We start from the raw sequence: 23041 nt of genomic DNA on the forward strand, positions 1-23041 counted from the left end.
AGTACGCGCCATCACTCCACACTACATATGACTACAACTCCCGACTCAGGACACTAGGGCTTGTCCTGCAAGTGGTTGCGCTGTATGTTCCGGTCACGGAGTCGCTGGGGGTTGGGGTGTCTTCAAGACCAGCAAACCCCGCTGTTGATCATCGCTAACCGCCGCAAACCCTGCGGCCTTGCGGGGTTTGCTGTCGCTGGAGACGGTGGGGGCGGGGGTTGGGTGGTCTTGAAGACCTGCAAACCTGACGACTTACAGGACAGGGCCTAGCCCCGTGCCCGTTCGTAGCCCCGTTTCGTGCTCCCAGCGGGAAAAGGAGCGCTCCCATCGGCTGTGGTGAGTACGGAACGGGTTGGTCAGGGGCGGGGTGGTGGTGGCCAGTTGGGTGCGAGCAGACCGAAGAGGAGGTCGTCGGTCCACTCGCCCTTGAGCCAGGTGAACTCGGGTCGGTGTCCTTCCTGGCGGAAACCGACGCGTTCCAGCAGGCGGACCGAAGCGGTGTTGCGCGCGTCGCACTCCGCCGAGACCCGCCGCAACCCTTGGGAGACAAGGAGGTGATCGACCACGCGTGATACGGCCTCGGTGGCGTGACCGCGTCCCTGGTGCTCCCTGGCGAAGGTGAAGCCGATCTCCGCCTGCATGCGGTTCTCGTGCAGGTTCACGCCGACGTCGCCGATCAGCGTGCCACGGCCGCGCAGCTCCACGGCGTACTGGAACCATCCCGGCGCGTTCGGGTCCAGTCCGGCGAACTCCGCGACCAGCTCCTCCGCGTCCACAGTGGACAGCGGTGCTTCCCAGGACTGGTAGCGGGCGACCGCCGGGTCCGAGCGGTAGGCGCGGAACGCCTCGGCGTCCTCACGCCGAAAACGTCGCAGCGCCAACCGCTCGGTCAACACGCCCCAGCCTCCCTGCTAGCGCTGGATGGGAGCGTTCCAGCGCACGGCGTGTCCGCCGGAGCTGCCCACCACGACGTTGAGCGCGTTGAGTGCCGTCGCGAACGTGATGGTGCCCTCGCCCGCGTTCGGCAGCGCGCCGAGGTTGGTGGCGACACCGCGCGGCGACCAGAGCACGGCCGTGTAGCGCCCCTCGGCGGTCTGGGACTCGCCGGCGACCGAGCCCGCGCCGTGGAGGCCCCCGGCGGTCACGGCGCGCGCTTCGCTCTGCGCGTTGCTGGTGCCGGGCAGGACACCGAGGTCGGTCACGGTGCCGTCGGCGTTCCACCGCACCGCGTGGTTCACGCCGCCGCGCCCCGGGGTGTAGACCCAGACCTTGCCCGCGATGACGCCGTTGTTGATGCCGCGCGCCTCGCTCAGCGCGCCCCCGGGCAGCGACGGCAGCTCGGTCGCGGTGCCGTCCTCGGCCCATCGCACGGCGCGCGTGGAACCGTCGGTACGCCGCGCCCAGCCGACGATGACCTTGTCGTGGCTGATGCCGACCGCCCTGCTGGCCTGGCTGTCCGGCAGCGCGCCCAGTTCGGTGACCGTGCCGTCCGGCGCCCACCGGACCGCGCGCCCACTGCTCGCCGAGGAGTCGGCGGAGCAGTGCCCGGCGGCGATGTCGTGCACGTCGATCGACTCGGCAGTGCAGTAGGCGGTGCCGGGCAGGCTCGCGAGCGCGGTGATCACGCCGTCCTGGGACCACCGCACGGCGCGGTGGCCCTGCGGCGACGAAGAACGGCCGACGATCGTGCCGTTCGAGGCGATCGCGGTCGCCCTGCTGCCGGTGTCGCCCGGCAGGGTGCCGAGATCGGTGACGGCGCCGTTCTCGGCCCAGCGCACCGCGTGCGAGGTGGTGCCGGTGTTGGCCCAGCCGACGGCGACACGGTGGTTGTTGATCCCCCACGCGCCGCTGCCGGAACCACCGGGCAGCTCGGCCAGCGCGGTGACCGTCGACCCCGCCTCGGCCACGGCGGGCACACCGAACGCGAACGCGCTGGCCGCGACGAGCGCGCCCAGCTTCTTTGCAGTGCTCACAGCAAGAATCCCCCTTGCGGCGTCGTGGCACCCGCCACGAACTGCGCTCAGGTTAGACAGGCGAACGCCCTGGGAGCGACAGAGAATGCCGTCCGTCACTCAGCGGTCGCGGAGCTGGACAGGACCCTCCGTGACCTCCAGCGAGTCGCCGGGGTGAACGAGCCTGCGCCCGCCGTCGAGGGTGTGCACGGCGACCACGCCCGCGGGCACCGGAACGTGCGCGGTACCGCGGTCGGTCCACCAGATCCTGCTTGTGTTGCCAGCACTGGAAAAACGGCACTCCCACGCGTTGCTGGGCAACCCGGCCTTCGCACCTTGGCCGCGAAGGTGTTCTGCGTTCCCTCCAGCCATCGGCCCAACTCCTGCACATGCAGCGCGACCCTGGTCGGCTGGCCGCCGTGCGGTTGCAACGCGATCGGAAGTTTGTCGCTTCCCCAAATGTAGAAATAGGTCCGCTTGTACTCCACATAAATACTCACCAGGTAGAAACGGACGGCGGAGTTCGCGGCGGTCTCCGGGGCAGCGGCAGGTCCAGCTGCATCGAGGAGCCCTGTCCGGTGTTCCACATCGGCGGCGCCAGCGGCCCGCCCGGTAGAGCGCGCGCTCGACGCGGGTCGCGAGCTCCACCATCGTCTCCGGTCGATCGGAGTTGCGGCGCGGGTGCAGCTTGATCGCGGCGGCACCGCAGCGCGAACAGTCGCCGAGCTCGGCGAAGGGGTCCACCCACGCCAGCGCGGACGGGTCCCACAGCTCCGCCATGCCGGGGCAGACCACGAGGGCTTTCGGGTCGGCGGCCTTGATCGCCCGGCTCGCCCGCGCGGTCAACTCCACCATCGACTCGACGGACCCGCTGTAGCCGCTTCGACGTTGGCCGCGTCCCACACCGCGAGGTCGTCGGGCGCGCTCGTGCGCGGGCGCTCCGTGTAGGTCATCTCCAGCCCGCCCGGACTGGCCCACCCCGGCGGCCCGCTGCGCCGGTTCGACGTGCCGCTCCAGCTTCGGCCGGTCGTACACCCCGTGCTGCGGTTCGATCTTCGAATCGAGTGCGGAGCACGGCCCGCTCGCCCCCAAAGCCAAGAGCAGTGCCGCCAGCACGGCGCCGAGTCGCAGTCGCGGTCGCTTGGTAGAGGGAAGTGGTTGTGCGGCAAGGGTTTCCGGCATCTCGTCGGCTGCGGGGAGCTGTGCCTGTTCCCAGAGCCGGTACAGCTCGGACAGCTCCCGCTGGTCCGCTCCGCACACCGAGGCGACCTTCTCGACGGCGCCGAAGGTGGCCGGGAAGCTCACGCCCTTGCACTAGCGGTGCACCGTCGACCTGATCAGATTCGCCCTGCCGCCGATGAACTCGTAGATGTGGCCGCTCCTGCGTTTCAGGTCGTCGAGCAGCGCCGCAGGGGCCTGTCCCGCACGCACATCGCCCTTCCCCTCAGTCGAATCGATCATGCGGTTCCCAGTCGCGCGGCAGGCGAGTGCCACCTCGGCGAACTAACAAGCAGGCTTGACTGTTTGTTAGTTCGGGGTGAGACTCGGCTCGTGCCAGAGACCGCGACACCACCCGCGACCACCCGGCAGCGCCAGGCCGACCGCAGTCGCGAGACCCGCAGGAAGCTCATGGCTGCCACCGTGGCGTGCCTGGTGGAGCGGGGCTGGGCGGGCACGACCACGACACTGGTCGCCGAGCGCGCGGGAGTGTCGCGCGGCGCGCAGCTGCACCACTTCCCGACCCGGGCCGAGCTGGTCACCGCGGCCGTCGAGCACGTCGGCGCCGAGAGCGTGCAGGTGCTCCGCGACCGCGCCGCCGAGATCAGCGGTACCGAGGGGCGCACCGTCGCCGTGGTCGGCCTGATCGCCGACTTCTTCGCCAGCCCGCTGTTCACCGCCGCTCTGGAGCTGTGGGTGGCCGCGCGCACCGACGCCGAGCTGCACGAGGTCGTGCTCCCTCTCCAGACCCGCCTCGGCAGGGAGACCCACCGGCTCGCGGTGGAGCTGCTCGGCGTCGACGACTCCGACGCCGACGTTCGGCTGGCCGTGCAGACCACGCTCGACCTCGCCCGAGGGCTGGCGCTGGCCGCACAGCTCGCCGACGACTCCCGCCGCCGCGACCGCATCGTCCGGGGCTGGGCGCGGACGCTCGACCGTGAGCTGGCCACCGCGCGCGAGCGCGGCGACCACCCGAGCCCGGACCACCAGGGGACCGAGCGCTAGAGCAGCAGAGCAGCGACCACGAGGGGAACCGATGACGGACCTGATCGCCCTGTCGGCCGACCTGCGCGCCGAGGGGGACGAGCTCGACGCCCTGGTCGCTGGGCTCGACGACCCGGGCTGGCGCACGCTGACACCCGCCGAGGGCTGGACCGTCGCGCACCAGGTGTCGCACCTGGCGTGGACGGACCGGTTGTCGGTGCTCTCCCTCCGCGACCCGGAGGCGTTCACCGCGGAACTCGGCGGCGCGCTCGCCGACCCGACCGCCTTCGTGGAGGCCGGGGCCGCCGAGGGAACGACCGAGCACCCGTCGGAGCTGCTGCGCCGGTGGCGCCGAGGGCGCAGCGAGCTGACCGCCGCGCTCGCGTTGGCCGACCCCACCGCGAAGCTGCCGTGGTTCGGCCCGCCGATGAAGCCGCTGTCCATGGCGACCGCCCGGATCATGGAGACCTGGGCGCACGGCCAGGACGTCGCCGACGCGCTCGGCGTCACTCGTCGCCCCACCGCCCGGCTGCGGCACATCGCTCACCTGGGCGTGCGCACACGGGGTTTCGCCTTCCAGGTCAACGGAAAGACGGCACCCGAGGACCCGGTCAGGGTGGAGCTGACCGGACCCGAGAGCACGCTCTGGGCGTGGGGGCCGGACGACGCGGAGCAGCGGGTCACCGGTTCCGCACGGGACTTCTGCCTGCTCGTCACCCAGCGGCGCCACCTCGACGACCTCGACGTGACCGCGACCGGCGAGGTGGCTCGCACGTGGCTGGGCCTCGCGCAGGCGTTCGCCGGACCTCCCGGGCGCGGCCGGAAGGCGGGGCAGTTCTCATGAGCGCTGGTTCTCCTCTCCTCATCGGCAACGCGTCCGGTTTCTACGGGGACCGGTTCGACGCGGTGCGCGAGATGCTCGACGGCGGCCCCCTGCACGTGCTCACCGGGGACTACCTGGCCGAGCTGACGATGCTCATCCTCGGCCGGGACCGGATGAAGGACCCGAAGCTGGGTTACGCCAAGACGTTCCTCCGGCAGATGGAGGCCAACCTGGGGCTGGCCAAGGACAAGGGCGTGCGGATCGTCGCCAACGCGGGTGGCCTCACCCCGGCGGGACTGGCCGACGCGCTGCGCGAGCTGGTGCAGCGGCTCGGCCTCGCCGTGTCCGTGGCCCACGTCGAGGGTGACGACCTGCGGGAGCGGGCGGTCGATCTCGGCCTCGCGCGACACGGACCGGGTCAGCCACTGACCGCCAACGCCTACCTCGGCGCGTGGGGCATCGCCGAGTGCCTGCGTGCGGGCGCGGACGTGGTGGTCACCGGGCGGGTCACCGACGCGTCGCTGGTGGTCGGACCCGCCATCGCGCACTTCGGGTGGAGCCCGCGCGACCTGGACCAGCTCGCCGGAGCGACCGCGGCGGGCCACGTCCTGGAGTGCGGCACCCAGGCCACCGGGGGCAACTACTCGTTCTTCACCGAGATCGCCGACCCCTCCCACCCCGGGTTTCCCGTGGCCGAGCTGCACGCCGACGGCAGCTCGGTGATCACGAAGCACCCGGGCACCGGGGGAGCGGTGACGGTGGACACCGTGACCGCGCAGCTGCTCTACGAGATCGGTGGCGCCGACTACCCGGGACCGGACGTCACGGCCCGCTTCGACACCGCCGAACTCACCCAGCAGGGCCCGGACCGGGTCCGGATCGCCGGGGTCCGCGGTTTCCCACCTCCTTCCACGCTGAAGGTCTGTCTGAACTCGGTCGGGGGGTGGCGCAACGCCACCACGTTCGCCCTGTGCGGACTCGACGTCGAGGCGAAGGCCGATCTCGCGCGAGGCCAGCTCGAATCCGCGATCGGAACGGACGGGCTGACCTGGACGCTGGCCCGCACCGACCACCCCGACGCCGACACCGAGGAGGCGGCGAGCGCCCTCCTGCACGTCACGATCAAGACCTCGGACCCCAAGCGGGCCAAGGCTTTCTCACGCGCGGCGATCGAACTCGCGCTGGCGTCCTACCCGGGGTTCCACGTCACCGCACCACCCTCGGACGGCACACCGTTCGGCGTCTACCGCGCCGGTTACGTGGCCAGGGAAGACGTTCAGCAGGTCGCGGTGCTGCCCGGCGGCGAGCGCGTCGAGATCGCCGATGCCGTCCACGACCAACCGGAACGGGACCTTTCCTGGGAGGACGAGGTCCCGCCGTCACCGTCCGAGCCGACGACGGCCGTCCCGCTGGGCACCCTGTTCGGAGCGCGCTCGGGTGACAAGGGCGGTGACGCCAACCTCGGCGTGTGGGCGCGGTCGGACGCGGGATTCCGTTGGCTGGTGCACGAACTCTCCGTGGACCGGCTGCGCCACCTGCTGCCGGAGGTGGCCGATCTGGAGGTGGAGCGCCACCAGTTCCCGAACCTGCGCGCGGTGAACTTCGTGGTGCACGGGCTGCTCGGTGAGGGTGTCGCTTCCTCTACCCGGTTCGACCCCCAGGCCAAGGCGCTCGGGGAATGGCTCCGAGCCCGCGTCGCCGACCTCCCCGTCTCGTTGGTGGAGGGGGCGCGATGAGCTTCGAAACCCCGGAACGGCAAGCACTTCGGGACTCCGTCCGCGCTTTCGTGGAGCGAGAGGTCCGCCCGCACCTGGCGGACTGGGAACGCCTCGGTGAGGTGCCCCGCGCCCTGCACGGCAAGGCCGCGGCGGCGGGGCTGCTCGGCATCGGCTTCGACGAGGCGGTCGGCGGCGAGGGCGGTGACCTCGTCGACGTCTCCGTGGTCACCGAGGAGCTGATCCGCGCGGGCGGTTCCTCGGGCCTGGTCGCGGCGCTGTTCACCCACGGCATCGCGTTGCCGCACATCGTCGACGCCGGTGGTGCGGAGCTGATCGACCGGTTCGTGCGACCGACCCTGGCCGGAGAGCTGATCGGCGCGCTCGCCGTCACCGAGCCGGACGGCGGCTCCGACGTGGCCGCACTGCGCACGCGTGCCGTGCGCGACGGAGACCACTTCGTGGTGAACGGCGCCAAGACCTACATCACCTCCGGTGCTCGGGCCGACTTCGTCACCACCGCCGTCCGGACGGGCGAGCCCGGCCACGGCGGCGTGAGCCTGCTGGTGGTGGAGCGTGGCACGCCGGGGTTCGCGGTCAGCCGCAGGCTGGAGAAGATGGGCTGGCACTGCTCGGACACGGCTGAACTGTCCTTTGTGGACGCTCGGGTGCCGGTGCGGAACCTCGTCGGCGCGCAGGACAGCGGTTTCGCGCACCTCATGCGCCAGTTCCAGGTGGAGCGGCTGAGCCTGGCCGTGCAGGCGTACGCGACTGCGGAACGGTGCCTGGAGCTGACCCTGGCGTGGGTGCGCGACCGCTCGACGTTCGGCAGGCCGCTCGTCAGCAGGCAGCTCGTCCGGCACCGGCTGGTGGAGATGACCCAGCAGATCGAGCTCGCCAGGACCTACGTGCGGTCGGTGGTGCTCGCCGTCGCGGCGGGCGAGGAGGTCATCGCGCGGGTGTGCATGGCCAAGAACGCCGCCGTGCGGGCGTGCGACTCCGTGGTGGACGCGGCCGTGCAGCTGCACGGCGGCTTCGGGTACATGCGGGAGGCCGAGGTGGAGAGGCATTACCGGGACTCCAGGATTCTGGGCATCGGCGGTGGGGCCAGCGAGGTGCTCGCGGATCTCGCCGCACGGCGGATGGGGTACACGGCGTGACCGTTCTGAAGTCCACAGTGGACACACGTGATCCTGTGCACCGGGAGCGTCGCGCGGCGATGCTGACCAAGCTCGACGAGCTGGCCGCCGAGCACGCCAAGGCGCTGGCGGGCGGTGGGCAGAAGTACGTCGAGCGGCACCACAAGCGCGGGAAACTGCTGCCGAGGGAACGCATCGAGCTGCTGATCGACGAGGACTCCGCGTTCCTGGAGCTGTCCCCGCTCGCGGGCTGGGGCACCGACTACGCGGTGGGCGCGAGCGTGGTCACCGGCATCGGCGTGATCTCCGGGGTCGAGTGCCTGATCGTCGCCAACGACCCGACGGTGCGCGGTGGCGCCAGCAATCCGTGGACGCTGCGCAAGACCTTCCGCGCCACCGACATCGCCATGGCGAACCGGCTGCCGGTGGTCAACCTCGTGGAGTCCGGCGGAGCCGATCTGCCGAGCCAGAGCGAGATCTTCATCCCGGGCGGCAGGCTCTTCCGCGACCTCACCAGGGCGTCGGCGGCGCGGGTGCCCACGGTGACGCTGGTCTTCGGCAACTCCACTGCGGGCGGCGCCTACGTGCCCGGGATGAGCGACTACGTGGTGATGGTCAAGGAACGGGCCAAGGTCTTCCTCGGCGGACCGCCGCTGGTGAAGATGGCCACCGGGGAGGAGTCCGACGACGAGTCGCTCGGCGGCGCCGAGATGCACGCCAGGACCTCGGGGCTCGCCGACTTCCTCGCCGAGGACGAGCAGGACGCCCTGCGCATCGGCCGCCGCGTCATCGCTCGGCTGAACTGGCGCAAGCACGGTCCTGGACCGACGTTCCCGGTCGTCGAACCGGTGCACGACCCCGAGGATCTGCTCGGTATCGCGCCGACGGACCTGCGCGAGCCGTTCGACCCGCGCGAGGTGATCGCGCGCGTTGTCGACGGCTCGGACTTCGACGAGTTCAAGCCCTCCTACGGCACGAGCCTGATCACCGGATGGGCCTCGCTGCACGGCTATCCCGTCGGAGTCCTGGCCAACGCCAGAGGCGTGCTGTTCAGCGCGGAGGCGCAGAAGGCGACGCAGTTCATCCAGCTCGCCAACGCCTCGGACACGCCACTGCTGTTCCTGCAGAACACCACCGGCTACATGGTCGGCAAGGACTACGAGCAGGCCGGGATCATCAAGCACGGCGCGATGATGATCAACGCGGTGTCCAACAGCGCGGTCCCGCACCTGACCGTGGTGATGGGCGCCTCCTACGGCGCGGGCAACTACGGCATGTGCGGCAGGGCCTACGACCCACGCTTCCTGTTCACCTGGCCCAACGCCAAGTCCGCGGTGATGGGCCCCGCCCAGCTGGCCGGAGTGCTCTCGATCGTCGCCAGGCAGGCCGCGGCCGCCAAGGGGCAGCCCTACGACGAGCAGGCCGACGCCGGGCTGCGGGCCGTGGTCGAGCAGCAGATCGAGGAGCAGTCCCTCGCACCCTTCCTGTCCGGGCGCCTCTACGACGACGGCGTGATCGACCCCAGGGACACCAGGACCGTTCTCGGCATCTGCCTCTCCGCGATCCACAGCGGTGCGGTTCGCGGTGCCGAGCGGTACGGCGTGTTCCGGATGTGAGGAGCGGCAGTGATCTCCAGCCTGCTGATCGCCAACCGGGGCGAGATCGCCCGCCGGGTGATCGCCACCTGCCGGGTGCTCGGCATCCGGACCGTCGCGGTGTTCGCCGACCCCGACGCCGATTCCCCGCACGTGCGGGAGGCGGACGTGGCCGTGCGCCTGCCCGGGGCCTCTCCCTCGGAGACCTATCTCCGAGGTGAGCTGCTGATCCGCGCGGCTCGCGACGCGGGTGCCGACGCGGTGCACCCCGGGTACGGGTTCCTGTCGGAGAACGCCGAGTTCGCGCGCTCGGTCCAGGACGCGGGCCTGACCTGGGTCGGGCCGGAACCGGCGGCGATCGAGTCCATGGGCTCCAAGGTCGCCGCGAAGCGGTTGATGGCCGAAGCCGGGGTGCCCGTGCTGCCGGAGCTGGACCCGGGCGCGGTCACGGACGCCGATCTTCCCGTGCTGGTGAAGGCATCCGCCGGGGGCGGCGGTCGCGGCATGCGGATCGTGCGCTCCCTCGACGTGCTCGACGAGGCCGTGCGCTCCGCCCGCGCGGAGGCCGCCAGCGCGTTCGGCGACGACACCGTCTTCTGCGAGCCGTACCTGGAGCGCGGCAGGCACATCGAGGTCCAGGTGCTCGCCGATCGGCACGGCACCGTGTGGGCGCTCGGTGAGCGGGAGTGCTCGATCCAGCGCCGCTACCAGAAGGTCATCGAGGAGACGCCCTCGCCCGCCGTCGACGCGGACCTGCGCGCGGCACTGTGCTCGGCCGCGGTGGCGGCGGCGCGCGCGATCGACTACGTGGGTGCGGGAACCGTCGAGTTCATGTTGTCCCCCAAGGGAGATTTCTTCTTCCTGGAGACCAACACGCGGCTCCAGGTGGAGCACCCGGTGACCGAGTGCGTCACCGGCCTCGACCTGGTCCGCGCCCAACTGGAGATCGCTGAGGGCGCGCGGCTGCCGGCGGAGCCACCCGTCCCGCGCGGTCACGCGATCGAGGCGCGGCTCTACGCGGAGGATCCCGCCGCCGACTGGCGCCCGCAGAGCGGGACCCTGCACCGCTTCGAACTGTCCACCGTGGACGTCGAGTTCGGTGTGGGGGCGTCCGACCACGGGCTGCGGCTGGACTCCGGTGTGGTGAGCGGTTCGGTGGTCGGGACGCACTACGACCCGATGCTGGCGAAGGTGATCGCGTGGGCGCCGACGCGGGTCGCCGCGGCCAGGAGGCTTGCCACGGCGTTGGCCGGAGCGCGGCTGCACGGTCCGGCGACCAATCGCGATCTTCTCGTCGATGTTCTGCGGCACGAGGGATTTGTAGCAGGGGAAACGGACACCTCTTTCCTCGAAACCAATCGGGTGGTGGTGCGCCTGGGTGAAAATCGCACAGAGCGACTGTCCGCTCTGGCCGCCGCCGTGGCCGAGACCAGCGCCGTTCGCGGAACCCATCCGGCGATTCCACCCGGATGGCGCAACCTGCCATCTCAGTTGCAGCGCAAGAGATTCGCCGGATCGCGTGGCGAGATCGAGGTCGCTTACCGGCTGGAGCGGGGGCGGCTGCTCGGCGAGGAGGACGTGGTCCTGTTTGACAGCACGGAGAATCGAGCTACTTTCGATGTGGCCGGAGTGCGACGGACCTTCCACGTCGCGGTGCACGGCGACCGGGTCTTCGTCGATTCCGATCTGGGATCGGTTGCGCTGCAACGGATGCCGCGCTTCACCGATCCCGCCGAGACGGTCGCGGAGGGGTCGCTGCTCGCGCCGATGCCCGCGACGGTCGTCGACCTGGTCGCCGAGGTGGGCCAGCGCGTCGAGGCGGGCGCGGAGCTGATCGTGTTGGAAGCGATGAAGATGCGGCACTCGGTGCGCTCCCCGGGTGCGGGTGTGGTCGAGGTGATCGAGGTGGAGGTGGGCGAGCAGGTGGAGGCCGGCGCCGTGCTGGCCGTGGTGGGTGTTCCTGTCGGCGTTGCTGAGGAGGGGTAGTGGATTTCCGCGAGACCGACGAGCAGCGGGCGTTGCGGTCCGCCGTCGCCGCGCTGGCCGCCAAGTACGGCCACGGCTACTGGGTCGAGAAGGCCAAGCGCGGTGAGCGCACCGACGAGCTGTGGCGCGAGGCGGGACAGCTCGGCTATCTCGGCGTCGCGGTCCCGGAGCGCTACGGCGGCGGGGGCGGCGGCATCACCGAACTCGCCATCGTGTGCGAGGAGCTGGCCGCGGGCGGTTGTCCGCTGCTGCTGATCGTGGTCTCCCCGGCGATCGCCGCGACCGTGATCGCCAAGTCCGGGACGGAGGAGCAGCGCAAGACCTGGCTCCCCGGATTCGCCGACGGTTCCGCGAAGATGTCCTTCGCGATCACCGAACCGGACGCGGGCTCCAACGCGCACAACATCACCACCACCGCGCGGCAGGACGGCGACGGCTGGCGGTTGAGCGGGCGGAAGTACTACATCTCCGGCGTCGACGAGACCGAGGCGACGCTGGTGGTCGCCCGCACCGAGGACGCGCGGACCGGCACGCTGCGGCCCGCGATGTTCATCGTGCCGACCGACGCGCCCGGGTACGAGCGGCACGAGATCTCGATGGAGATCACCTCGCCGGAGCGGCAGTACACGCTGTTCTTCGACGACGTGAAGCTCCCGGCCGACGCGCTGGTCGGCGGCGAGGACGCGGGGCTGGCCGCGTTGTTCGCCGGGCTCAACCCGGAGCGGATCACGGTCGCGGCCTACGCCACCGGGATCGGCAGGCACGCTCTCGGCAAGGCCAACGAGTACGCGCGCACCAGGAGCGTGTGGGGCGAGGCGATCGGCGCGCACCAGGCGATCGCGCACCCGTTGGCCAAGGCGCACGTGGAGTTGGAGCTGGCACGGCTGGCGGTGCAGCGCGCGGCGTGGGCCTACGACTCCGACGACGCGAGCGCGGCGGAGGCGGCCAACATCGCGAAGTACGCGGCGGGCGAGGCCGTGATCAACGCGGTGGACACCGCCGTGCAGACCCACGGCGGCAACGGCATGGCCACGGAGTACGGCGTCGGCACGCTCTGGGCCGCCGCGCGCGTGGCGAGGATCGCTCCGATCAGCCGGGAGATGATCCTCAACTTCGTCGCCCAGCACAGCCTGGGACTGCCGAAGTCCTACTAGGACAAGGGATCTAGGACAGGGACTCCGTCGAAGAAGGGAGGGACGCGGTCGCGAGGTGGACCTGGAACCCGCACGGGACGGTGCCGTCCGCGCGGGTGAGGGCGGCGGCCTCGGCGGTGAACTCCGCCCGCAGTCCGGCGAGGGTGTCGGAGGGCAGCGGCAGCACGTCGTAGAGGCAGGAGACCACCGGCCACAGCTGGTCGGCGGGAGCGCTCAGATCGATCACCACCGTCTCCCAGGAGACCGGCGCGAATCCGGCCGGACCCAGGATCTCGTCCAGCCCCGCGCGATTCCGGGTGCGCCGGTCACCCAGTGACGGGATCCGCTGGTGCGGTGGTGCTGACGCGAGCACCGGCCGCAGCAGCGACAGGAACAGCTCGAACGCCTCGCCACCGGCGGCCCCGCCACCGAGTGCGCAGGCGAAGGTCCCTCCGGGGGCGAGCACCCTGGCGACCTCGGCCGCCACCGCGTCGACGTCGTCCATCAACATCAACGCCATGTGGGAGGTGCATGCGTCGAAATCGTTGTCAGGGAAGGGAAGTCGCTGAGCGCGGCCCTCCACCAGCCGGGCGTTCGCCAGCGTCGGACGGCGGCGGGCCACGGCGAGCGAGTCGGGGGAGAGGTCGATCCCGGTGAGGTGCCTGGACGGAGCGGCGAGCAGGTCCAGCAGGACGCCGTCCCCGCAGCCCAGGTCCAGCACGCGCTCGCTGCCCGCCACCCGCGCGGCGAGGAGGTCGTAGCTGGAGTGGCCGTCCGGTCCACGGCCACTGCCGAACGTCTGCGACGTCGCCATCGGATGGTTGGCGTGAAACGCTTTCAGGAAGTTCTCCTGCGCTGAGGTGGCCATGTCCCAGCTATACCTGACGGTCCCGTGTACCTGACGGTCCTGTGTCTCCGACGGTTCGGTGTCGCTAGCGGCCCCGTGTCTCCGGCGGTCCTGTGTCCCCGATGGCTCGGTGCTGCGGCGCTGACGACTGTCCTCGTTCGCAGTCGGAGGACAGCTCCGTGCGGCGGCCCAGTGCGGCGGCCTAGTGCGGAGGGCCCGGCCCGGGAGTGCGCTGACCGCGGACGCGAACCGCGGTGTGAGACCGGCTGTGGCCTCTCTGTTTCGTGGCCGACAGTGCTGGCCGACAGTGCCGGTGGGCGGTGTTGGGCCGTGTTGGGTGGCCACGGTCGCAGCGGTCTGGTGCGGCGGTCCGGAGCGTGCGTGCACGTGGCGGTTTCGTGAAGTGGTTTCGGGATGGAGGTGATGTGACGAGCGCAATGATCCACTCCTGCAACGCGCCGGGTCGATCCGTCGATGCCCCAGGTGAGGTGACTACGGGGTGGGGGTAGCGGTGGGGCTGGCGTTTCGGGCGTTCCGGGTGCGGCGCGGTGAAGGTGGTGACACCAATCAGCGGGCGGTTGCGCGACCGGCGATCATGCCCACCATGCTGTACGGCCCCGAAGTCCCCGACGACGCCTCCGTGCACCAGGTGCTCGACCTGGCGCTGCGCATCGGCGAGCTCCAGATGGCCAGTGGTGCCGGCGCCGCCGACGTCACCTCGACGATGCTCGCGGTGACCGACGCGCTGGGCATGCCCACCTGCGAGGTGGACGTGACCTTCACGTCCATCACCATCTGCTGCCACCGCGGGTACGCCGCCGCTCCGGTCAGCGCGACCCGCGTGGTCCGCTCCCGCAGCATGGACTACACGCGGCTGGCCGAGGTGGAGCGGCTGGTGCGGCGCATCGCCAGGGGCGCGCTCACCACGGAGCAGGCCAGGATGGTGCTCGACGAGATCAGCTCGGCGCCGCACCCCTACCCGCGCTGGGTGGCCACGCTCGCGTGGTCCGGCATGGCGGCCGCGGTGGCGGTGCTGCTCGGCGGCGGGCTGGTGCTCGCGTGCATCGCCGCGCTGGCGACGGCGCTGATCGACCGGATCGGCAGGCTGGTCAACCGGATCGCGCTGCCGTTCTTCTTCCAGCAGGTGATCGGCGGAGCGCTGGCGACGGGCATCGCGCTCGGCGTGAACGCGCTGCCGGACAGCCTCGGCGGGATGCGGCCGACGCTGGTGATCGCCGCGGGCATCGTGGTGCTGCTGTCCGGGCTGTCGCTGGTCGGTGCCGTGCAGGACGCGATCACCGGCTTCAACGTGACCGCGGCCGGGCGCGCCATGGAGATCACCCTGATGACCATCGGGCTGATCATCGGCGTGGTGCTGGTGCTCAAGCTGGGGGTGGCCGTCGGGTCCCCGCTGACCGTGGGCGAGCCGATCCCGCCGCTGCTGGCGCACCTGCCCGCGATGATCGCGGCGGGCGCGGCGACCTCGTTCTGCTTCGCCCTGGCCAGCTACGCCACGCTGCGCACGCTCTTCCTCGCCGGGCTGGCCGGTGCGGCGGGCATGGCCAGCTACGGCGCGCTGATGCTGGCGGGCGCCGAGATGATCATCGCCTCCGCCGGGGCGGCCGCGCTGATCGGTTTCGTGGGCGGCGTGGTGTCCAGGCGGCTCAAGATGTCCCCGCTGGCGATCGCGGTCTCCGGGATCACGCCGCTGCTGCCGGGGCTGACCACCTACCAGGCGCTGTTCAAGCTCACGGTGGACCAGGACCTGTCGGGCGGGATGCGCGCGCTGTTCCTCGCGCTGGGCATCGGACTGGCCCTCGCCGCGGGCGTGGTGCTCGGCGAGTACCTCGCCCAGCCGGTGCGCACCGGGCTGAGCCGCCTGGAGCGCAGGCTCGCGGGCCCGAGGTTCAGCGGCCCGCTGCGCTAGTACCCGGACGAGGTGCGTCGGCACGTCAAGCTAGCCTTGACGGGCTCTACACCTTTGACCAAGGAGAAGCACTCCCGTGATGCGCACGCACGAGGCCGGAAGTCTCCGCGCCGAGCATGCAGGCCAGACCGTCACCCTCACCGGCTGGGTGGCGCGGCGTCGCGATCACGGCGGGGTGATCTTCATCGATCTCCGGGACGCCTCCGGCGTGGTCCAGGTGGTCTTCCGCGAGGGCGAGATGGCCGACCGCGCGCACCGGCTGCGCTCGGAGTTCTGCCTCAAGATCGTCGGCACGGTCGAGATCCGCCCCGAGGGCAACGAGAACGCCGACATCCCGACCGGCGCCGTGGAGATCACCACCTCCGACCTCGAGGTGCTCAACGAGTCCGCGCCGCTGCCCTTCCCGCTGGACGAGCACGTGGAGGCGGGCGAGGAGATCCGGCTGCGGCACCGCTACCTGGACCTGCGCCGCTCCGGCCCGGCCCGGGCGCTGCGGATGCGCAGCGAGGTCAACCGCATCGCGCGGACGGTGTTGCACGCCAACGACTTCGTCGAGATCGAGACGCCGACGCTGACCCGCTCCACCCCCGAGGGCGCCCGCGACTTCGTGGTGCCCGCGCGGTTGCAGCCGGGTTCCTGGTACGCGCTGCCGCAGTCGCCGCAGCTGTTCAAGCAGCTGCTGATGGTCGGCGGCATGGAGCGCTACTACCAGATCGCGCGCTGCTACCGGGACGAGGACTTCCGCGCCGACCGGCAGCCGGAGTTCACCCAGCTCGACATCGAGATGAGCTTCGTCGACCAGGACGACGTGATCTCGTTGGGCGAGCAGGTGATCTCCGCGCTGTGGAAGGAGCTCGCCGACCACGAGATCGCGCTGCCGATCCCGAGGATCAGCTACGCCGACGCCATGGCGCGCTACGGCAGCGACAAGCCGGACCTGCGTTTCGAGGTCGAGCTGACCGAGCTGACCGAGTACTTCGCCGAGACGCCCTTCCGCGTCTTCCAGGCGCCCTACGTCGGCTGCGTGGTCATGCCCGGCGGGGCGAGCCAGCCGCGCAAGAAGCTGGACGCCTGGCAGGAGTGGGCCAAGCAGCGCGGCGCCAAGGGCCTCGCCTACGTGCTGGTCACCGAGGACGGCACGCTGGGCGGCCCGATCGCCAAGAACCTCAGCGACTCCGAGCGCGACGGCCTTGCCAAGGCGGCGGGCGCGAACCCGGGCGACTGCGTCTTCTTCGCGGCGGGCCAGCCCAACGACGCGCGCGCGCTGCTCGGCGCGGCCCGCGTGGAGATCGCCCACCGCTGCGGCCTGATCGACGAGGACGCGTGGGCCTTCGCGTGGGTGGTGGACTTCCCGCTGTTCGAGGCCACCGACCAGATCGGTGACGACGTCGCGGTGGGCTCCGGCAAGTGGACCGCGCTGCACCACGCCTTCACCTCGCCGACCCCGGACAGCATCGACACCTTCGAGCAGGACCCGGGCGCGGCCAAGGCCTACGCCTACGACATGGTCTGCAACGGCAACGAGATCGGCGGCGGGTCCATCCGTATCCACCGCGCCGACGTGCAGAAGCGCGTGTTCGAGGTGATGGGCCTGACCGAGGAGGAGTCGCAGGAGAAGTTCGGCTTCCTGCTCGACGCCTTCAAGTACGGCGCGCCCCCGCACGGCGGCATCGCCTACGGCTGGGACCGCATCTGCATGCTGCTGGCCAAGGCCGACTCGCTGCGCGATGTCATCGCCTTCCCGAAGTCCGGTGGCGGGTTCGACCCGCTGACCTCCGCGCCCGCGCCGATCACGCCGCAGCAGCGCAAGGAGGCCGGGGTCGACTTCAAGCCCAAGCCCGCCGAGCCGAAGGGTGACGCGGCGAGCTGACCGCCGTGCTGCACCTGCGGATCGTCTGTCCGCCGGAGCGCACCGAAGCAGTGATCGGTGTGCTCCGCGCGGAGGCGGGAGCGACCCACCTGGTCCTGTTGCCCGGCGCGGGCCTGGACCCGGTGGGCGACGTGGTGGAGGCCGACGTCGCGCGGGAGGCCGCCGACGCCGTGCTGACCCGGCTGTGCGAGATGCGGCTGGACCACGAGGGCGCCATCACGCTGGAGACCATCGACACCTCGCTCTCCGACGCGGCCGACCGGGCCGAGGAGAACGCGCCCGGCGACGGCGCGGACGCGGTGGTGTGGGAGGAACTCATCGCGCGCACGGGCGAGGAGTCCCGCCTCACCACCACGTTCCAGTGGTTCATCACGCTGGCCTGCCTGCTCGCGGCGGTCGGGGTGGTGACCGACTCGCCGGTGACGATCGTGGGCGCGATGGTGGTGGGCCCGGAGTTCGGGCCGCTCGCCGCGATCGCGGTCGGGCTCGTCCTGCGCCGCTGGGACCTCGTCCGCAGGGCGGCCCTCGCCGTCGGCGTGGGCTTCCCGCTCGCCATGGTGGTGACGGCGGGCGCCGCCGCGTTGGGCGAAACGGGTGGATTGTTCGACCGAGAAGTGTTCAACGGCGCCGAGCACCAGGTGGATTTCGTCTACCAGGTGGGACCGTTCTCGTTGATCGTCGCGCTGCTCGCGGGCGCGGCCGGGATGCTCGCTCTGACCTCCGCCAAGTCCGCGGCGCTGGTCGGCGTGTTCATCTCGGTCACCACCGTGCCCGCCGCGGGCTACGCGGCCGTCGCGGTGGTGCTCGGTGACTGGGGCAAGGCGCTGGAGTCCAGTGCCCAGCTCGCGGTCAACCTGGTGGGCATCGTGGTGGCCGCGGTGCTCGTTCTGCTGCCGAGGTACCGGCGGAACCGGTTCAGCTCACCCGAGGCGGGTGGGCGCCCGCTGGCAGCCGGGTGAACACCCGACTGTCATCCCCTCATCACCCGTTCCGCGAGTGACGAGACCGTGCGGAAACGTCATCCTTGAGATGTTTGGGTAGCGATCCCAGGAGGTATCACCGTGGCCGTGTCCCTCGGCGGTGGTGCGTGTTTGCCGGAGTGTAATCAGATCATGTCGGAACGTAGCGAGCGGCGGGGGTAGGTTCGGTGACGATGAGCGTGGACATCACCACCGGCCTGGCGGCACCGCACGACACGGGGCCGCACAACGGCGTTCGCTCGGACACGGAGACCGCGACGACGGTGGCGGCGGCCGAGTCCGTGCTGAGCCGCCGTTTCGGCGCGCCCGTGCGGCTGGACGCCGACGAGGACCTGGGCGGCAGCGACCGCTCGGTCGTGCTGCGCGTCCGCGTGGCCGAGACGCCCTTCTCGTTGCCGAGGACCATGGTCGTGAAGCACTACCACGACCACGTCGACGGCAGCCGTCCCGATCCCTTCGCCCACGAGGCCGCGAGCAGCCAGCTCTTCACCGCGCTCACCGCGCCGGAGCGGGTCAGCCCGGAGCTGATGGCGCACGGCGTCGCCGAGCGCGTGCTGGTGATGGAGGACCTGGGCCGCGCGCCGACGCTCGCGGACAAGCTGCTCGGCGAGGACCCCAGGGCCGCTGAGAGTTCGCTGCTGGCGTGGGCCCGCGCGCTGGGCAGGCTGCACGCGACCACGGCGGGCCGCGAGGCGGACTTCGACGCGTTGATGCGCCGTCTGGGCGAACGTTCGTGGAGGGACCCGATCGCGGGCGAGGCGCGCGTCGCGCTCACCGAGCTGCCCGAGCTGCTGGCCGATGCCCTTGGCGTGCAACGGAACCCGGACGCCGAGAAGTACGCGGCCGGGACCTCGCACCTGGTGGAGGGCACGCGCTACCGGGCGTTCAGCCCCTCGGACGTCTGCCCGGACAACAACCTGGTGACCAGCCGGGGCGTGCGCTTCCTGGACTTCGAGTGGGGCTGCATGCGCGACATCGCGCTGGACGCGGCCTACCTGCGGGTGCCGTTCCCGTCCTGCTGGTGCTCCTTCTCGCTGCCGCCCGGGATGACCGAGGCGATGCTCGCCGCGTGGCGGGCCGAGGTCAGCGTGGTGTGGCCGGACCTGGACGACGACGCGGTGCTGCTGCCGAGGCTGCTGGACGCGCAGGTGCTGTGGGTGTGGCTGTCGACGTGGTGGCTGCTGCCGCGGACGACCGAACAGGACGGCCCGATCGACGCGAACACGGTGTCGCCGCGCCGCAGCGCCGCGCTCGCCGACCGCTGGCGCCGGTTGCACACCGATGCCGTGGCCTGCGGGCGGATCGCGGTGGCCGAGCACGCCCGTTCTGTTGCCGAAGCAATCGTTTCCCGGTTCGGGGCGGAGGCCGAGCGGCTGCCGCTGTACCCGGCTTTCCGCTAGTGAACCGGTCGCGGGCCTCGGCCGGGCTGCCGCCGATCACACCGGAGCTGGTGGTGGACGCGGCGGTGCGGCTGACCGTCCGGGACGGGCTGGAGGGCTGGTCGGTCCGCCAGCTCGCCGCGGAGCTCGGGGTCGGCGCCGCCGTGGTCTACCACCACGTCGGCGACCGGCAGAAGGTGACGATGGCGGTCACCGAGCGCGTGATCGCCCAGGTCCCGGTGCCCGGCGCGGACCTGCCGTGGCGGGACTGGTTCGGCGCGTTGCTCTCCGACGTGCGCAAGGTGGCGCTGCACTACCACGGCGTCGCGCGGCAGATGGTGCTGCTCGGTCCCGTCGTCGACGCGGCGCGGGAGATCATCGGCGAGGGCGTCGGGGTGCTCAAGGCCGCCGGTTTCGGCGACGAGGCGGCCACCATCTACAGCTTCCTGGTCAACACCGCGTTCAACCTGATCGCGGTGGAGGACGACCGCAACGCCCAGCCCGAGTCCCGGCTGGAGCACGCGCGGACGCTCGCGGACCTGGCCGACGAGCAGGGCGGCTCCGGGCTGGCCGCGATGGGTGAGTGGCTGCGCGCTCGCTCGACGGACCTGGACAAGCTGCGTGCCTACGACGCCGAGTTCTACCGCTACTGCGTGGAGCGGGCGCTCGACGGAGCGCAGGCGCGACTGGTCGCGATCCGGCGTCGTCGCCGCTAGGGCGTGTTTCACAGGTCCGTGTTCGCGATAGCCGGGCCGAGCCCGCCCCTGGCCGCGCCGTCGGAAAGCCCACGTACAACACCGGTACGCGGTCTTCCCGCCGTCTTGCCAGGAACGACCTCGATCCCGGCTCTCATCGAACGAGACCTATGAAACACGCCCTAGATCGCTGTTGAAGGGTTTTTCGCCCGTCGAACGTGAGGATCTCGCGCACAGAGTGCTATCTCACGTGCGGCGATACGCCTTGTTCGCACCCGTATTAAGTAGTTAGCCTCCCCTAAGGGATGACGCTGTGATACGGGGGGTGACAGTCATGGTCTGGCCGCTGGTCGCGCGGGACGCCGAGCTGGCGCGGATCGGCGCCGCGTTCTCCGGGGGACGCGGCGTGGTGCTGACCGGGGAGGCCGGCACCGGCCGGAGCCGCTTGCTGGACGAGGCGGTGGACCTGGCGGTGGGCTTGGCGGAGGGGCACGTGGTGCACTCCCTCGACGGCTGGCCCGCGACCGGGCGGATCGTGCTCGTGCTCGACGACGCCGAACTGCTGGAGCCGGAGGTGGCCGACCGGGTGCGCCGCGCCGCCGCACTGGACCGGGTCACCGCGGTGATCGCCGTGCGGACCGGGGCGTGGGTGCCGGAGGGGATCAGCAGGCTGTGGCTGGACGGGCTGGCCGAGCGCGTGGAGGTGCGCCCGTTCGACCTCGACGAGATCCGCGCGGTCCTGCTCGCCCGGCTCGGCGCGGTGGTCGACGACGCGACGACCGAGGGCATGGGCCTGCTCACCGCGGGCAACGCGCTGCTGCTGCGCGAGCTGACCGAGCACGCGGCCGCCGAGGGCAGCCTGCGCCGCGCCGACGGGGTGTGGCGCTGGTCGGGGCTCGCCTGCGCGGACGGCAGGCTGGCCGATGTGGTGCGGATGCGGCTGGGCAGGCTCGCTCCCGACGAGGCCGAGCTGATCGACATGGTCTCGCTCGCCGGGACGCTGTGCGTGGATCGGTTCCCGGCGCTCGCGAAGGCGGCGGAGTCGCTCAACCGCCGTGGAGTGCTTGTGGCGGAGGGGGCCTATGTGCGCATGACCTACCCGTTGTGCGGTGAGGTCGTCGCGGCCGGAATGCCGGAGCTGACCGCGCGCAGGCTCCGTGCGCTCTTGGCGCCGACGACGCGGAAGCCTGTTCGCCGCGTCGTTCTCCCCTGTGTGGGGGCGAGTCCCGGTTTGACCTCACGTGAGCGCGAGGTCGCACAGCACGCTGCGGGCGGACTGACCAACCGTGACATCGCGGACCTCCTTGTGGTCTCGGTGCGCACGGTGGAGAACCACCTGCAACGCGTGTACGGCAAGCTCGGCATCACTACGCGTGCCGCGCTCGCCGCGGTGCTTTCCGCCTAGCGCGGCGCACTAGTGGCGCGGCGTCGATGCCGAGGCAACGGGAACTGAAGGACGCCAGTGCGCTGAGGTAGTCCTCGCGCAACACGTCCTCGTCGGTCCGAGTTCCGCGCCCACCGGAGATCAGCACCTGTCCGTCGACGATGACCGTGTCCACGTCGTTGGAGCAGCCGAGCGACAGGAAGGCCTCCAAGGGGTTGGGCTGCAACACGTATCGCCAGTCGTCGGTCGGCACTAGCACGAGATCCGCCCGGTTTCCCTTGGTCAGGCTGCCGATCCCTGGCCAGCGCAGTCCGCGTGCGGGGACCCGTGTGGCCATCGCGAGCGCGTCGGTCGCTGTGAGGGCTTCGGGGTCGCCAGTGCGCTCGCCGAAACCTTGCCAGGCGGCGCGCATGGCCTCGACCATGCCCGGCAGCGGCAGCGGAAGCCCGTCCGTGGAAAGGGAAAGCTCAAGATCGACGACCGAGCCCTCCGTCAGCGCGGTCTCGCCGGACATGCCGTACTTCGCGGGTGAGATGTTCACCTGGGCGCCCGCGTCGCGGAGCAGCTGGCGCTCGTCGGCGTCCGCGAATCCACAGTGGACAGCCAGCAGACGGTCGGTGACCAGACCGAGTTCGGCGAGGCGCCGCACACCGGTCGTGCCGTAGTAGCGCAGCATCACGTCGGCTTCGTTGCGCAGCGCTGCGACGTGGGTCGCGAAGGGGAGGTCGTGGCGAGTGGTGAGGTCAGCCAGTCCTCGGCCCAGCTCATCGGTCATGTTGGTGACGTAGATGGAGGACGGGCGGCAGCGAACCAGTTCGGAGCGCGACGGCACGAGCGACTCGATCCGCGCGAGGATCGCATCGGCGTCGCGAGTCCGAGTGGGCTTGTCCTCATCGGGCGAACACACCGCGTCGGCCGCCCAAGTGCTGACGGCGCAGCGCATTCCCAGCTCTTCGGCTGCCGATGCGAGTGCTTCGGGGCGGTTGATCGAACCCGCGTCGCCGAGCGTGGTGACGCCGCTGCGGAGCTGCGTCCAGAGCGAATAGCGCGCGACCGCTGTGGCTTCGTCGGGGGTCAGCAGGTCGCCGAAGTCCGCTGAGGAGTCGAAGGACGCCGACACCGCGTGCAGATCGCCGCCGCAGCTGAGGAAACCGGAGTTCGGCCTGGCGAGCCGCATCGCGAAGGTCTCGTGCCAGTGCGCGTTCACGAAGCCCGGCAGCGCCATCATGTGCCGCGCGTCGAGCACGGTCAGCTCGTCCGGCGGGATCTGCGCGACCGCTGGGCCGATCTCCGCCGCCGTGCCCACCTCGGCGATGTGCCCGTCGATGATGAGCAGAGAACCCGTTGGTAGGAAACGGTTTTCTGGGTCGGCAGGGTAGACGCAGGCGTCTTGGACGAGGAGAACGCTCACCGG

At 71.1% G+C, this 23041-nt stretch carries 21 protein-coding genes; 14 read left to right on the forward strand and 7 right to left on the reverse strand.

What is annotated here, in order from left to right; all coding sequences use genetic code 11:
• Positions 1-356: 356 nt before the first annotated feature.
• The 3 genes from ABD798_RS13380 to ABD798_RS13390 form a co-directional block, all read right to left on the reverse strand.
• Positions 357-896 carry a GNAT family N-acetyltransferase gene (locus ABD798_RS13380; protein ID WP_344874411.1) on the reverse strand — a complete coding sequence of 180 codons (540 nt, stop codon included), beginning with the start codon at positions 894-896 and terminating at the stop codon, positions 357-359.
• Positions 897-911: 15 nt separating this feature from the next.
• Positions 912-1973, reverse strand: a complete 1062-nt coding sequence (locus ABD798_RS13385; protein ID WP_344874413.1) for a hypothetical protein — start codon at positions 1971-1973, stop codon at positions 912-914.
• 99 nt (positions 1974-2072) lie between these two features.
• Complete coding sequence (locus ABD798_RS13390) at positions 2073-2324, reverse strand: hypothetical protein (RefSeq protein WP_344874415.1); 252 nt, start codon at positions 2322-2324, stop codon at positions 2073-2075.
• A gap of 316 nt (positions 2325-2640) precedes the next feature.
• On the opposite strand from ABD798_RS13390, the gene ABD798_RS13395 reads away from it, so the two are divergent.
• Positions 2641-2829 (forward strand): hypothetical protein, encoded by a 189-nt coding sequence (locus ABD798_RS13395; protein WP_344874417.1) that lies wholly within the window; start codon positions 2641-2643, stop codon positions 2827-2829.
• A gap of 437 nt (positions 2830-3266) precedes the next feature.
• Here ABD798_RS13395 and ABD798_RS13400 read toward each other — a convergent pair whose 3' ends face one another.
• Positions 3267-3413 (reverse strand): hypothetical protein, encoded by a 147-nt coding sequence (locus ABD798_RS13400; RefSeq protein ID WP_344874419.1) that lies wholly within the window; start codon positions 3411-3413, stop codon positions 3267-3269.
• Between the two features lie 168 nt (positions 3414-3581).
• On the opposite strand from ABD798_RS13400, the gene ABD798_RS13405 reads away from it, so the two are divergent.
• The 7 genes from ABD798_RS13405 to ABD798_RS13435 are packed head-to-tail and all read left to right on the forward strand — an operon-like array spanning position 3582 to position 12566.
• Positions 3582-4175 (forward strand): TetR/AcrR family transcriptional regulator, encoded by a 594-nt coding sequence (locus tag ABD798_RS13405; RefSeq protein WP_344874972.1) that lies wholly within the window; start codon positions 3582-3584, stop codon positions 4173-4175.
• A 31-nt stretch (positions 4176-4206) separates the two neighbouring features.
• Complete coding sequence (locus tag ABD798_RS13410) at positions 4207-4998, forward strand: TIGR03084 family metal-binding protein (RefSeq protein ID WP_344874421.1); 792 nt, start codon at positions 4207-4209, stop codon at positions 4996-4998.
• The gene (locus ABD798_RS13415; RefSeq protein WP_344874423.1) at positions 4995-6713 is read left to right on the forward strand and encodes an acyclic terpene utilization AtuA family protein; all 1719 of its coding nucleotides are present in this window, start codon (positions 4995-4997) and stop codon (positions 6711-6713) included. Before ABD798_RS13410 ends, ABD798_RS13415 begins: the two co-directional genes overlap by 4 nt.
• Entirely contained in the window at positions 6710-7852 is a 1143-nt protein-coding gene (locus ABD798_RS13420; protein ID WP_344874425.1) for an acyl-CoA dehydrogenase family protein, read from the forward strand. Before ABD798_RS13415 ends, ABD798_RS13420 begins: the two co-directional genes overlap by 4 nt.
• A complete protein-coding gene (locus tag ABD798_RS13425; RefSeq protein ID WP_344874427.1) occupies positions 7849-9447 on the forward strand; it encodes an acyl-CoA carboxylase subunit beta in 1599 nt (532 codons plus the stop codon). Before ABD798_RS13420 ends, ABD798_RS13425 begins: the two co-directional genes overlap by 4 nt.
• Positions 9448-9456: 9 nt before the next feature.
• A complete protein-coding gene (locus tag ABD798_RS13430; RefSeq protein ID WP_344874429.1) occupies positions 9457-11412 on the forward strand; it encodes an acetyl/propionyl/methylcrotonyl-CoA carboxylase subunit alpha in 1956 nt (651 codons plus the stop codon).
• Entirely contained in the window at positions 11412-12566 is a 1155-nt protein-coding gene (locus ABD798_RS13435; RefSeq protein ID WP_344874431.1) for an acyl-CoA dehydrogenase family protein, read from the forward strand. The genes ABD798_RS13430 and ABD798_RS13435 overlap by 1 nt, the downstream gene beginning before the upstream one ends.
• A gap of 10 nt (positions 12567-12576) precedes the next feature.
• Here the strand turns inward: ABD798_RS13435 and ABD798_RS13440 are convergent, their stop codons facing one another.
• A complete protein-coding gene (locus ABD798_RS13440; RefSeq protein ID WP_344874436.1) occupies positions 12577-13413 on the reverse strand; it encodes a class I SAM-dependent methyltransferase in 837 nt (278 codons plus the stop codon).
• A 574-nt stretch (positions 13414-13987) separates the two neighbouring features.
• On the opposite strand from ABD798_RS13440, the gene ABD798_RS13445 reads away from it, so the two are divergent.
• The 5 genes from ABD798_RS13445 (at position 13988) to ABD798_RS13465 (ending at position 20264) form a co-directional block, all read left to right on the forward strand.
• Positions 13988-15319: a threonine/serine exporter family protein gene (locus ABD798_RS13445; protein WP_344874974.1), complete on the forward strand. Its 1332-nt coding sequence runs from the start codon at positions 13988-13990 to the stop codon at positions 15317-15319.
• A gap of 76 nt (positions 15320-15395) precedes the next feature.
• Entirely contained in the window at positions 15396-17189 is a 1794-nt protein-coding gene (aspS, locus tag ABD798_RS13450; protein WP_344874439.1) for an aspartate--tRNA ligase, read from the forward strand.
• A gap of 5 nt (positions 17190-17194) precedes the next feature.
• Entirely contained in the window at positions 17195-18148 is a 954-nt protein-coding gene (locus tag ABD798_RS13455) for a DUF389 domain-containing protein (protein WP_344874441.1), read from the forward strand.
• A 194-nt stretch (positions 18149-18342) separates the two neighbouring features.
• The gene (locus tag ABD798_RS13460; protein ID WP_344874443.1) at positions 18343-19569 is read left to right on the forward strand and encodes a phosphotransferase family protein; all 1227 of its coding nucleotides are present in this window, start codon (positions 18343-18345) and stop codon (positions 19567-19569) included.
• Entirely contained in the window at positions 19569-20264 is a 696-nt protein-coding gene (locus ABD798_RS13465; RefSeq protein WP_344874445.1) for a TetR/AcrR family transcriptional regulator, read from the forward strand. The genes ABD798_RS13460 and ABD798_RS13465 overlap by 1 nt, the downstream gene beginning before the upstream one ends.
• An 8-nt stretch (positions 20265-20272) precedes the next feature.
• Here ABD798_RS13465 and ABD798_RS13470 read toward each other — a convergent pair whose 3' ends face one another.
• Positions 20273-20401 (reverse strand): hypothetical protein, encoded by a 129-nt coding sequence (locus ABD798_RS13470; RefSeq protein ID WP_344874447.1) that lies wholly within the window; start codon positions 20399-20401, stop codon positions 20273-20275.
• Positions 20402-20577: 176 nt separating this feature from the next.
• On the opposite strand from ABD798_RS13470, the gene ABD798_RS13475 reads away from it, so the two are divergent.
• Positions 20578-21648, forward strand: a complete 1071-nt coding sequence (locus ABD798_RS13475) for a helix-turn-helix transcriptional regulator (RefSeq protein WP_344874449.1) — start codon at positions 20578-20580, stop codon at positions 21646-21648.
• Here ABD798_RS13475 and ABD798_RS13480 read toward each other — a convergent pair.
• Positions 21611-23038, reverse strand: coding sequence for an amidohydrolase family protein (locus ABD798_RS13480; protein ID WP_344874451.1), 1428 nt, complete (start codon positions 23036-23038; stop codon positions 21611-21613). The genes ABD798_RS13475 and ABD798_RS13480 overlap by 38 nt on opposite strands.
• Positions 23039-23041: the final 3 nt, after the last annotated feature.

It is taken from the genome of Allokutzneria multivorans (genome assembly GCF_039537405.1).
Lineage (GTDB): Bacteria > Actinomycetota > Actinomycetes > Mycobacteriales > Pseudonocardiaceae > Allokutzneria > Allokutzneria multivorans.